The sequence below is a fragment of the Bacillus sp. A1 genome, assembly GCF_042296235.1.
In the GTDB taxonomy this organism is placed as follows: domain Bacteria; phylum Bacillota; class Bacilli; order Bacillales; family Bacillaceae; genus Bacillus; species Bacillus velezensis.
Genome location: NZ_CP141181.1, coordinates 248,031 through 260,445, shown reverse-complemented (window position 1 = coordinate 260,445; position 12,415 = coordinate 248,031). Strand labels below are relative to the sequence as shown.

General features: G+C 45.9%; 13 protein-coding genes. 3 read left to right on the top strand and 10 right to left on the bottom strand.

The features are described from left to right. Positions 1-317 precede the first annotated feature (317 nt). On the top strand, positions 318-1,568 hold the full coding sequence (gltP, locus tag U2H13_RS01470) for a glutamate-aspartate/proton symporter GltP (protein WP_007409006.1): 1,251 nt from the start codon (positions 318-320) through the stop codon (positions 1,566-1,568). 36 nt (positions 1,569-1,604) lie between these two features. Here the strand turns inward: gltP and U2H13_RS01465 are convergent, their stop codons facing one another. The 10 genes from U2H13_RS01465 to U2H13_RS01420 form a co-directional block, all read right to left on the bottom strand. Next, positions 1,605-2,573, bottom strand: a complete 969-nt coding sequence (locus U2H13_RS01465; RefSeq protein WP_031378711.1) for a rhodanese-related sulfurtransferase — start codon at positions 2,571-2,573, stop codon at positions 1,605-1,607. Between the two features lie 104 nt (positions 2,574-2,677). Then, a complete protein-coding gene (locus U2H13_RS01460; protein ID WP_022552524.1) occupies positions 2,678-2,953 on the bottom strand; it encodes a hypothetical protein in 276 nt (91 codons plus the stop codon). 42 nt (positions 2,954-2,995) lie between these two features. Next, a complete protein-coding gene (locus U2H13_RS01455; protein WP_021495306.1) occupies positions 2,996-3,811 on the bottom strand; it encodes a phosphatidylserine decarboxylase in 816 nt (271 codons plus the stop codon). Continuing rightward, the gene (locus tag U2H13_RS01450) at positions 3,804-4,292 is read right to left on the bottom strand and encodes a DedA family protein (protein WP_021495307.1); all 489 of its coding nucleotides are present in this window, start codon (positions 4,290-4,292) and stop codon (positions 3,804-3,806) included. Before U2H13_RS01450 ends, U2H13_RS01455 begins: the two co-directional genes overlap by 8 nt. Beyond that, entirely contained in the window at positions 4,283-4,816 is a 534-nt protein-coding gene (pssA, locus tag U2H13_RS01445) for a CDP-diacylglycerol--serine O-phosphatidyltransferase (RefSeq protein ID WP_007409002.1), read from the bottom strand. The genes U2H13_RS01450 and pssA overlap by 10 nt, the downstream gene beginning before the upstream one ends. Positions 4,817-5,296: 480 nt before the next feature. Continuing rightward, a complete protein-coding gene (gene purT / locus U2H13_RS01440; RefSeq protein ID WP_022552523.1) occupies positions 5,297-6,451 on the bottom strand; it encodes a phosphoribosylglycinamide formyltransferase 2 in 1,155 nt (384 codons plus the stop codon). A gap of 81 nt (positions 6,452-6,532) precedes the next feature. Continuing rightward, positions 6,533-7,603, bottom strand: a complete 1,071-nt coding sequence (locus tag U2H13_RS01435) for an iron-containing alcohol dehydrogenase family protein (RefSeq protein ID WP_021495309.1) — start codon at positions 7,601-7,603, stop codon at positions 6,533-6,535. 71 nt (positions 7,604-7,674) lie between these two features. Further along, positions 7,675-8,145, bottom strand: a complete 471-nt coding sequence (locus U2H13_RS01430; protein WP_003156718.1) for a helix-turn-helix transcriptional regulator — start codon at positions 8,143-8,145, stop codon at positions 7,675-7,677. 263 nt (positions 8,146-8,408) lie between these two features. Beyond that, positions 8,409-8,852, bottom strand: a complete 444-nt coding sequence (locus tag U2H13_RS01425; RefSeq protein WP_007609154.1) for a hypothetical protein — start codon at positions 8,850-8,852, stop codon at positions 8,409-8,411. A 191-nt stretch (positions 8,853-9,043) separates the two neighbouring features. Then, positions 9,044-9,178 carry a hypothetical protein gene (locus U2H13_RS01420; protein WP_257722333.1) on the bottom strand — a complete coding sequence of 45 codons (135 nt, stop codon included), beginning with the start codon at positions 9,176-9,178 and terminating at the stop codon, positions 9,044-9,046. Positions 9,179-9,229: 51 nt separating this feature from the next. Here U2H13_RS01420 and U2H13_RS01415 point away from each other — a divergent pair, with 51 nt between their 5' ends. Both U2H13_RS01415 and U2H13_RS01410 read left to right on the top strand, forming a co-directional pair. Further along, positions 9,230-11,437 (top strand): glycoside hydrolase domain-containing protein, encoded by a 2,208-nt coding sequence (locus U2H13_RS01415; protein ID WP_160216703.1) that lies wholly within the window; start codon positions 9,230-9,232, stop codon positions 11,435-11,437. 71 nt (positions 11,438-11,508) lie between these two features. Continuing rightward, positions 11,509-12,396, top strand: a complete 888-nt coding sequence (locus U2H13_RS01410) for a hypothetical protein (protein WP_021495312.1) — start codon at positions 11,509-11,511, stop codon at positions 12,394-12,396. Positions 12,397-12,415: the final 19 nt, after the last annotated feature.

Genomic DNA, 12,415 nt, shown 5'->3' with positions numbered 1-12,415 from the left:
ATGTTTTTTCTGTCCCGAATCTTGTATGCACAGATATATGAGAATGCAGTTGACCGTATCATATCAAATATACCACTTATAAGAGAATAATTATCACAATTTTTGATATTTTCAATCGAAAATCTAACTTTATTTTATTCTCCTTCATTTTTTTCAATGCGGACTTTCTGTCATATTAAATGATTGCGCTTACATAATGTAAAGCAATCCTTTCTTTCGCACAGTCAATAATGTGACAAATTTATGGCGGATAGGAAGGTGGTTGCCGCCTGCTTCACGAATTACGTATGAAATGCGCAAGTAAAAGGGGGATTCGCTTGAAAAAATTTATCGCATTCCAGATTTTGATCGCTTTAGCCATCGGAGCATTGATCGGCCATTTCTTCCCGGATTTCGGGATGGCGCTGCGGCCCGTCGGAGACGGATTTATCCGCCTGATTAAAATGATTGTCGTGCCGATCGTGTTTTCAACCATTGTCATCGGAGCCGCCGGCAGCGGCAGTATGAAAAAAATGGGCAGTCTCGGCATCAAAACGATTATTTGGTTCGAAGTGATTACGACGCTTGTTCTGGCGCTCGGTCTGTTATTGGCGAACGTGCTGAAGCCGGGAGTCGGACTTAACCTCTCTCATCTTGCTAAAAAAGATATTCACGAGCTTTCCGGCTATACGGAAAAAGTAGTCGACCTGAAACAAATGCTTCTTGATATTATCCCCGTTAACATCATTGACGTCATGGCGAAAAACGATCTTCTCGCCGTCATTTTTTTCGCGATTTTATTCGGTGTTGCCGCAGCCGGCATCGGCAAAGCCTCCGCACCTGTCATGAGTTTCTTCGAATCCACGGCAAATATTATGTTCAAACTGACGCAGATGGTGATGGTCACCGCTCCGATCGGCGTTCTCGCCCTGATGGCCGCCTCTGTCGGGCAATTCGGAATCGCGCTTTTGCTTCCGATGCTGAAGCTGATCGGCACTGTGTTCCTTGGGCTGTTCCTGATACTCTTCGTTCTGTTTCCGATCGTGGGGCTTATCTTTAAAATCAAGTACTTTGAAGTGCTGAAAATGATTTGGGATCTGTTTTTGATCGCTTTCTCCACGACAAGCACAGAAACCATTCTGCCTCAGCTGATGGATCGGATGGAGAAATACGGCTGTCCGAAGCGGGTCGTCTCCTTTGTGGTTCCGTCAGGTTTATCGCTGAACTGTGACGGCTCAAGCCTCTATTTATCGGTGTCCTGTATTTTCCTGGCGCAGGCGTTTCATGTGGAGATGCCGCTTTCTCAGCAGCTTCTGATGATGCTTGTCCTCGTGATGACAAGCAAAGGCATTGCCGCCGTCCCGTCAGGCTCACTCGTCGTGCTTCTGGCGACAGCGAATGCCGTCGGTCTCCCCGCGGAAGGCGTCGCCATCATTGCCGGTGTCGACCGCGTCATGGACATGGCGAGGACCGGCGTCAACGTGCCCGGCCATGCAGTCGCCTGCATCGTCGTGTCCAAGTGGGAAAAAGCATTCAAGTATAAAGGACCCGTCACGGCAGACCAGACCGCCCGGACAGAAAGTATGTAAACACAAAAAAGACCACCTCATTGGTGGTCTTTTCTATTAATCAATCGCCGCATGATCCTCTTTTTCAATCAAAGCAAGGCGTTCATTGATTTCTTCCTGAGTCATTTCGTGCTCTTTCACATACATGTTGCGTTCGTTCGTACGGCATTCGTGACTGCAGCTGCGCATGTATTTGTATTCATTCTCAGGTGTGCAGATCATTTTTTTATTACATGCCGGATTTGCGCAGTTCACATAACGCTCGCACGGCTCGCCCGTGAAATAATCTTTTCCGATGATGACGTGCTCTACGCGGTTGACCGGTACGCTGATTCTTTCGTCAAACACGTAGCACTGTCCGTCCCACAGCTGCCCTTTCACTTCAGGATCTTTACCGTAAGTGACGATACCGCCGTCAAGCTGGGACACGTCTTCAAAGCCCTTCTTCAGCAGCCAGCCGGAAAATTTTTCACAGCGTACGCCGCCTGTGCAGTACGTGAGGATTTTTTTGCCTTCAAGCATGTCTTTGTGCTCTTCAATCCAGTCCGGCAGCTCACGGAACGCCTCAATATCAGGTCTGACCGCTCCGCGGAAATGACCGAGATCATACTCATAGTCGTTTCTGGCGTCGATCACGATCGTGTCAGGGTCCTGCATTTGCTCATAAAAGTCTTTCGGTTTCAAATGCTTGCCCGTCGTGACATTCGGATCAACATCATCTTCGAGACGAAGCGTCACCAATTCTTTTTTATGGCGCACAAACATTTTGCGGAATGCATGTCCGTCAGCCTCGTCAATTTTGATCGGCATGTCGGCAAAGCGCGGATCAGCTTTCAGCGCATTCATGTATTGATCCGTCTGTTCAACCGTTCCGGACACCGTACCGTTAATGCCTTCCTCAGAAATCAAAATACGGCCTAACAGACCGAGCTCCTTACAAAACTTCAAATGCTGAGCCGTGAACTCCTCAGGCTCATCAATCTTTACATATTTATAATAAAGTAAAACTCTATATTGTTTTTCCATGATTTATACACCCTGTTCAATTATATTAATGATCGCACACTCTACTATATCATACAGGAAAACGGGCGAAAGATGAACATTTCCGTCCGTACTCTTTCTTCCAGTCACGCTTCGCCTTTTAAAACCTGCTGAAAATAAAACCGATACGTATTGCGCAAAAAGGTCTCAAGCGAAAGGCCGGCCGCGGTCTGATACTTGCCGATAATAAACGGAAAACGTTCACGGCCTTTTGTCCGCAGAAGATCGGCGCTGTCTTCAGCCAGTTCTGAGATGAGCGCCTCAATGACAGGCCGGCATGCGTCCCGCACGGCTTCAAGAATTTGCTGATCCCCTGTATGCTGGTACTGCTCTATCAGCTTTGCCAAATCCTTTTCTTCCATAATGTTCACTTCCTTACACCATATAAAAAAGAGGAGCAGCTTTTATAAAGCGGACGCCTCCTCCTGTGACTCCGCATAACCGATGATCTGGCCGACCTGTAATTCACGGCCTTCAGTCAGGTTATCCGAAGGGGTAAACATATCTTTCTCGAATACTAAAATAACGGTCGATCCAAATGAAAAATAGCCCAGCTCTTCCCCCGTCTCAAGCCTGTTTCCGGTGTTTGTCTGAACGATCGAGTTAATATTCATCGCACCTACCGGAATCATGAGCATCTGCTGATCAGCACGGGTCAGCTCGTACACATAACGGTAATTTTTTGAGAGCACATCTTTCCCGTACTTTAACCCCATCGTATTAACGGGATAGGAGCGTTTCCCCAGCTCGGCCAGCTTCTGATACGTGCAGCTGACGGGAGAATGGAAGCGGTGGTAATGTCTCGGGCTCAGGTAAAGCACGGCAAAACACCCGCCGTTATACTTGTGATCGGCGCTTTTAAACCCCGTCAGTTCGGCGAACGAATAATCCTTCCCTTTTACCATGAAAGTTTGATTGGGATTAATCATGCCCACCGTCTGAACGACGCCGTCCACCGGGCTGACGATGGCGTTCTTCTCTTTTGCCACGGGGCGGAGATTCAAATTAATATCACGAATAAAAAATGACGCCAGTGAATCAAAGTCAGAAGCCGTGCGTTCCGTTTCATTCCAGTTGATGCGATAGTGTTTGGAAAACAGCGGAATCACCGGCTTGCTCAGTTTCGATTCACAGAAGTTTTTAATGAGATAAGACGTCAATCGATTATTAGTCAGTTCAATCAATGAACGATAAAGAACTTTAGCGGCAGTATTAAACATTGATTACTCCTATGAATTTTCCTATAGTAATAAAAATAAAACACCATAAAAACGCTCCGATGGCGGCGAAGCATAAGTAGGTTTTGAATTCCATTCTGCCGATTCCGGAAAAGTAGCAGGTCACGTGTCTGATGCCGGGGATGAAATAACCTAAAATAATGGTGTACGGCCCGTACTTCTTCATCCACCTGTCTACTTTCTCCATCCTCTTTTCCTTCAGGCCGACCCATTTCCCGAACTTATTAATAAACGGCCGGCCGGCTTTTCTGCCGATGAAGTAGCTGATAATCATCCCAAGGAGCGCTCCGATAAAGCTGACCAGAATGGAGAGCCCGTAATTCAGCACGTTTAAATGAGCGAAGTAGCCCACAAGCGTCATCATGACTTCATCCGGAATAGGCAATCCGATAATTCCGAGTGTCAGCATAAGAAAAATTGCGATATATCCGTAATCGGATATTAATTGCTGAACTAATTCCATCTTCTGCTCTCCAGGTTTTCAGGCGCCTGTTTTTTAAAGTGCGGAAATTTAATGTTGCTGACCATTAAATAACCGAGCGCGATCGTTCCCGCCCCCAGAAGAAAAGCGTTATTGATAAAGCTCAAAATGACAAGACACATACCCGCAAACGGAATAGGCATCCCGATAAACGTCGGCAGCTTGCTTTGTTCAATATTAAATCTGGAAAGACGGATCATCCCGCAGATGCTGTAGGAAAGCGCGATTAAAATTCCGATGAACGGAATCGTATATAGTGAAACACTGTAAGCGAGCATGGACGGCGCTACGCCGAACGTCACGAGATCAGCAAAGGAGTCAAGCTCTCTTCCCATCTCCGATACCGCGTTCAGCTTACGGGCGGCCAAACCGTCAAAGAAATCAAGAAACATCCCGGTGAAAATAAAGATCACCGCAGAGTGTATATTATGATACAAAAGGGAATGAATCGATAAGAGCCCGCAAATAAAATTTCCAATTGTAATCATACTAGGTATATAATTCACAGTTTACACAAACCTCCAATTAAAACCATATCAAATCGGACTGCGTATGCATAAAGACTCCATTTTACGGAAACATAAAATGAAACTCTTTCAATGCTATCATTCAAATTCTTTTATTATACAGCATTTGGTGTTATTTGAACAATCTAATCTGGTGATTTTTGTTTTTTGCCGTTCATATTAAGGTAAGCAATCATGGTTTCCTCTATTCCGGATTACCCTGCTTAAATATTCCATGCCGCGGTCCGGATTGTCCGTTCTTGATGAATGAAAAGCCGTATGATGTATTGTTATTTCCTTCTCTGTGAAATGAGAACATTACATATAACGATTGCGGACATAAAAAGTTTCAAGAGTTGAAAAGTCTGACTGATACAAAGCGGCCCATACATTATCTCACAACCCCGTTTTCCAGTATATAGTCTGTCCAAACAAAAAAGGCGCCTTACCATTACGGTAAAAACACCTTTTAAGATCATTTTATGTAATTGATAAATGACTGAGTGCTTCGGCCGCTCTTTCTCTGGCCTCTTCAACGGTCCCGGCTGCAGAAAGCGCAACCGCCATACGGCGTCCGACTTTCGTGACGGGTTTACCGAATACGCGGACCTGAGTGCTTTTTACCGCCAAAGCCTTCTCCAAACCTTCAACCGCATAATCAGCAAGCTCTTTTGGCGCCTTCAGCGGACGGCTTGCCCCCGGCGACAGCTGAGTGATTTCCGGAATCGGGAATCCCAATACCGCGCGGACATGCAGCGCAAACTCCGACAAATTTTGCGTCACAAGCGTAACGAGCCCCGTATCATGCGGACGGGGAGACACCTCGCTGAAATATACTTTATCTTCAGTAAGGAAAAGCTCCACCCCGAACAAACCGTATCCGCCGAGCTCGTCCGTAATGCTTTTCGCAATGTGTTTCGCCTCTTCAATCTGCTGTTCCGTCATATGATGAGGCTGCCATGATTCAATATAGTCACCGTCTTTTTGTTCATGTCCGATCGGCGCGCAAAAGGACGTACCGTTCGCCGCGCGCACTGTCAGAAGAGTGATTTCTGATTCAAACGGAATGAATTCCTCAACGATGACCCGGCCGTTTTTCACCCGGCCGCCTTCCATCGCCATGTCCCAGCAGCTTTTCAGCCCGGAAGCCGAGCGGCACACGCTTTGCCCTTTTCCGGAAGAGCTCATCAGCGGCTTTACCACGCACGGAAAGCCGATTGTTTCCGCCGCTTCTTTAAATTCTTCATATGTATTCGCGAATTCATAGCCGGCAGTCGGAAGATGAAGCGTCTCTGCCGCAAGCCGTCTGATGCCTTCACGGTCCATCGTCAGCTTTGCCGCACGCGCATTCGGAATGACGTGAAAACCTTCTTCCTCAAGCTTCAGCAGCTCATCCGTCGCAATGGCTTCCACTTCCGGCACGATCAAGTCCGGTTTTTCTTTCTCAATGACTTCTCTGACCTGCGCTTTGCCAAGCATATCAATCACATAGCTTTTGTGCGCGGCCTGCATGGCGGGAGCATGCTCATAGCTGTCAACGGCTACAGTGACAACCCCGAGCCGCTGCGCTTCAATGACGACTTCTTTCCCCAGCTCGCCTGATCCTAATAACAACATCTTCTTCGCCTGATACATGTCCTTTGGCCCCTCCCTTTCTATACCCCACTCATTATAACGGAAATATTCAAAAAATAAAGACAAGATAGATGACAAGCTCTATCCTGTCTTTTGCGCTGATTCGAGCGATTCAATCGCCGCTGACACGTCCTTCTCGCGATATTGCCCCATTAAGCATAACGATTCTTCCGCCCGGCAGGCGTGAGAAGCGATGCGGCGCTTGGCTTCCTCATGGTTGTCAAGGATGCCGAGATCACAGAGGCTGACAGGGAAACCGAGCCGGCGGTAAAACGGAAGCAGCTCCTCAATCTCAGGTCTCCGATTCTCGAGCGCGAGCTGCACCAATATGCCGTAAGCAACCTTCTGGCCATGCAGCACCTGATGTGTCTCCTGAAGAAAACTGAGTCCGTTGTGGACCGCATGCGCCCCTGCCATCCTGCACAAACGGCCGCCATACCCGCCGACCGTTCCCGCAAGCATAATGATCGTTTCCGCCGTATGGATGAACGGCACGGACAGCTCGCCTTTCTCCATGCTTCCGACGGCCGCTTCACTGTAACGCAATAACAGATTACGGATATATTCCGCCTGTCTCAGCCCCGCCTGCGCCATCAGCGGCGCCGCCTCCTCCGTATTTCTGATGACCGCCTCAGCCTCATACCATTTCGCCAGCGTATCACCGATCCCGCTTTTCATATATTCAATGGGAGAGGAAAGTAAAAACAGCGGATCAACAAGCGTCAAATAGCTTGAACGCTTATGATAATCCACTCTGATAAAATTGCCGCTCTCATCATACATGACACTTAACGGCGTACTTGCCGCACACGTCCCCGCAATGGAAGGAACCATCACAGCCTCTATATCAAGCCGGTCTGCCGCCGCTTTTGCCAAATCCAAAATCGTGCCGCCTCCGATACCGATGATCACATCCGCGTCTTCCGCCTGCTCACAGACCTTACGCACCGCCTCAGGTGAACAGTATCCTTTATGCTGAATCACATCCCAGGAAGAACCGCCGCCGTAATCGGAGAACGCCTGATAGGATTTGATTCCGGTCACAATAACGGGTTTTCTGAATGTCTCCAGCAGCCCCGGAAGCTCTTTTGCGATTCCTTCCTTGCATATGTACTGATTCGGGCCGCTTCGGACGATATCTTCAGGCTTCATTAGAATCTCTCCTTTGGCTGGAATTTATATATATTTTCCCACTTGTCAGAAAATACATCAACCGGAGGTGCTCAGCGCTTCGCTTCTTCCGCCTCCAAAAACAGCTCATCAAGCCGCTCCAAAGCCTCTGCCTTTTCAAAACTGCTGAACCACAGATCATCATAGGAATCAAGGATACGGTAATGGTGGGAAATCAAATGCTGCTGCAAGCGGAACTCGCCTTTTTTCTCGATGGCTTTCCACCACACCTTGCCGCCCATCGTCTTCCCCTTCGGCCTGTCAATTGTGCGGTGAGCAACCGTTTCAATGACCTCCAGCGGATCATCTCCTAATACGGATTGCAGTGTTTCACTTGATCTGAAAAGCGCGCAAACCGCCACAACGTGCGGCCATTCCGCAAGCGCCCGCCCTTTCTCAATCTGCACCAGCGACTTTTTAGAAAGGCCGATCACATCCGCCATTTTCTCCTGTGTGTAGCCTCTCTCCGACCGGATTTTCTTCAGCTGGACTGAGACAAGCTCAGTCATATAATCTTGATCCATCTCAACCTCCATATTTATCAATATAGCCATTTTACACCGCGGCACGCCTTTTTTATATCAGAACATTTTCAAACGAATCAAAAGAACCCGGGATTGGCTTATCATTGAAGCGATGTACCTTTCCGCATAATCCAGAATGATGCGGTGAATACAAACGTACGCCCGAAGAGACAGGTGCGGGATCCCTGGCGGTTGAGCTCCGGAGAAAATAAAAAGCTGCCGCAGCTGCAGCAGCTAAAACTTTATAGACCGGAAAATCGGCATTATGAAGCGAATACAATCCATCTTGCACTATAATTGACACGTTTTTTCGAACCCTGATTGACCAATTTAAATCTGTATGAATCTCCTTTTTTTAACGAAGGTGTTTCAAAATAAGTCGTTCCGTTTTTCTTTGCATTGGCGGTTTTGATTGTTTTCCAGGCACCTTTGCCGTTGACTTGCTTTTGGACGTATATTTTATACGTGCCCTTCCCTTTACTGTTGGATTTAAAAGTCACGGCTCTCAAGCTGTACTTTTTTGTCGTTTTAGTGAATTTAGGGTGATATGTATTGATCACATAGTTAGTGAAATACCCGCTTTTATAAGTATGAAGCCAGTCTTTAGCCTCTGCTTTTTGCGGAGAAGAAAAACCCATAAAACCAATTCCGCTGATTAAAAGAGTAAAAATAATGATGAGCGACTTAAAAATCTTTTTGCTTTTCATCGAGAAAATCCTTCCTTCCTGTAACTATTTACCCTATTTATGTTAATGACAATATAGCCAATCATAAATCCGTCCAACTAACCATTTTGACCGCAGGAAGAGATGTGAACAGCCCTTGAAATGACTATATGACTACTACTTATGATTCTTGTTATTTTTGATTAAGTGATAAAGTTACTTTAAGCCGCTATTCATTTTGTTGTTTTTGTATCAATTGTCATAGCGAGGTCTTTTCCTATCAATACCTCTTTCAGCGTTTGTGCTGCAGCTGTATGATGGGGCTGTCCCTGCTTGAACAAACTCATAAACCCATGACAAGCTGTCATACGTTTGCCACCTATGAATGAACGCACACTACACGCAATGGAGGGATTGCAATGGACGAAATGGTCCTGGAAACACAACAATGGCTGAATGAGACGTACAAAGGCAGACACGGGTACAACAAGGTGCCGGAAAACGGAAAAACGGGCTGGGATACCATTTACGGTCTGACACGGGCGCTTCAAATTGAGCTTGGTATTTCAGAACCTGCCGATAACTTCGGACCGACGACACAAAGATTGTTTAAACCGTTGAAAAAGCAGGCTCCCGATTCTAAGCCGACAAACATGAATTACATTCTGCAAGGGGCGCTGTGGTGTAAAGGTTTTAACCCCGGCGGATTTTCAGGCGTTTTCTATGAAAATACCGAAAGCGCTGTAAAAGAGTTTCAAAAAGCGGCCGGGCTCACTAAGCAAGACGGCATCGTCACGGCACTCATTATGAAAGCCTTGCTGGATATGAGCGCTTTTCGGTTAGTAGAGGGAGGCGACAAAAGAATCCGCCAAATCCAGCAGAACCTGAACCGGGATTACAATGACTACATCGGCTTGATGCCTTGTGACGGCTTATATGCCCGCGGTACAAACAAGGCTCTCATTTATGCTCTGCAAAAAGAAGAAGGCATGAGCACAAGCGTCGCCAATGGATTTTTCGGAAACGGAACAACCAGCTTATGCCCTACCTTGACTCCCGGCGATTCACGGACAGGCTTTGTTTTGATTGTTCAATACGCGCTTTACTGTAATGGGGAAGCGTTTGATCCCGGTGAATTCGACGGAAAATACGGCGTCGGAGTTGTATCGGCAGTGAAAGCTTTCCAAAAGTTTATGTGCCTGCCGCAGACTGGTTATGCGGACATGCCGACGATTAAAGCTTTATTATCAAGCTCAGGCGACACAACCCGTGCTGCTTCAGCTTGTGACACCGCTGCCATTTTGACGGCAGATACGGCTAAAACTTTGCGTGAGAATGGCTATAAGATCGTGGGAAGATATCTGACCGGGAATGTGCGGACAAGCAGCGGACTGACATCGAAAGCGTTAACGTCAAAAGAACTTTCCGCGATTTTCCATGCCGGCTTAAGCGTGTTTCCGATTTATCAGGACGGCGGCTATGAATCTTCTTATTTTGTAAAAGACCAAGGAACGAGAGATGCGTACAGCGCTGCATCAGCCGCCCGAAGATTAGGCTTTCCGTCAGGAACGACCATTTACTTTGCCGTCGATTTCGATGCGTATGATTATGAAGTCACAGATAAAATCATCCCTTACTTTCAAGAAATCAAGTCAGCTTTTATGAAAATGCAGGCGTTCTCAACTGCGCCGAAATATGAAATCGGTGTATACGGACCGAGAAACATTTGTATCCGGACGTCAGAAGCAGGTCTGACCAAATATAGCTTTACGGCTAACATGTCGACCGGATTCAGCGGAAACCTCGGATACCCGATGCCGAAAAACTGGGCTTTTGATCAATTTTATGAAGGAACGATCGGAAGCGGAGCGGGAAAAGTCGCCATTGACAAAGACGGATACTCCGGAAAAGACTCGGGTGCAAGCAGCGTCCATCCGCCTTCTGATCCTGTGTATGATGCAAGACTAAACACATTAACCAATATTCTGTCAACAATTCCAGCATTGGAAAATTCATCTGGTCTGGCCAATATGATGTTCGAATTCGGTACAACCGAAACCATTTTAGCCTCTCCAACTTTAGATATCTTATTGTCTACTTCAATTCTGTATACGATCCCAAGTGAGGGGTCTGCTAATACAATGACAATAACGAATGGAAAGCCCGGGGCTTATGTTACTGGTTTACTGGGAGATACACAAACAATACTTACGGCTTCAGACATCCGTTCTTATCAAAATTTATTAGACAATCTGAGCCTATCTGTAAGAAACGGTTATCTGGAAATGGCAGTGACCCCATCTGCTCAATCATTAGATGTTTCAATTAAAATCTATACACCTGACATTCCAGTTGCCGATGGGTCCACAACTGGACTTACGACCATGTTTACGTTTAGAATTAAAACGTATAAAGGTGTACCGGTTTCAGCTGCAGAAAGTGAATTAGCGAAGGACTGGGATCTTCTCCCTTCAGGCCTCGTTATTGTTGCAGGGGTGTCTGCTTTCTATTTCTCCTCTAAGATCCTTACTGTTGAAAAACCGACCGAGAATAAAACAGTAGAAGCGGTAACTGAATTCGCCGCAGTTTTACTAGCCCTTTACGCTTATATGACTGATCTCTACTAATCAAAGAAAAACTGCATGAATATCTTATTCATGCAGTTTTATTCCTATTATTTTTTTGGAGGTTTCACTCATTGAATGAAAATCAATCCGCATTTAACACAGCAAAGCAAACTGCACAAAGATTGTTAAAATGTAAGAATGAACAAGAAATGATGGACTTTTTAGCTGAACAGGATGTACATACGCTCAGTCTTTTAAAGTACTATTACTCTGCTCCGGCTCTTCCTTTTCAAATGCTCATGAAGATTGCTTTTTGCTGTATAGTGATGGCGTTGATCTTCACTTCATTCTTGTTTATTCAAGTCAAAACACTCATACCTGTTCCCATTTTATCTGATCTGTTGCCGGCAGTGTTTTCACTGTTTACAATCGGATGTATTGTCGCGTTTTATATGTTTTTTTCGCGCGAAAAGAAAGACCGGTTACCTGACAGCCGCTTAAGAAGAAACACTTACTCCTTCCGGGTTATAAATATGATAAATACAAATCTGGAAAAGAAATATCGTACACTGGCTTCTTTAGCGGGCGGTAAACAAAGTGATGATACACTCGAAGAAAGCATGAAGCAGATTAGCTCTTGTAAAAATGATGAAGAACTGATGAAATGTCTTGAAGAACAAGATACTGAGAAGTTATTCAAGCTGAAAAATCAGTTTTCCAAACCTGACTCCTCATTATTTGATTTTATGAAATGGATTTTTATCGGAAGCGTTATTGCTATGTTTCTGACTGCACTTTTCTCAGGTCAAGTCAGCTATGTTCATGTTCCCCGCCTGCTTCCGTATCTCCTGCTTTTTTTATTCGCCAGGGGCTTAATATATCTAATAAAACTGCTGAAACTGTACCAAAAAGGGCCTTTGCACTCCATTCCTCACTTTACAAAGAACGCTGAAAACATCCGTATCACCGGAATGATAGACTTTGTCCTCGAACAACGATACAAAGACATGATCAGTTAAAAACCCCTCTGCTTAAGGG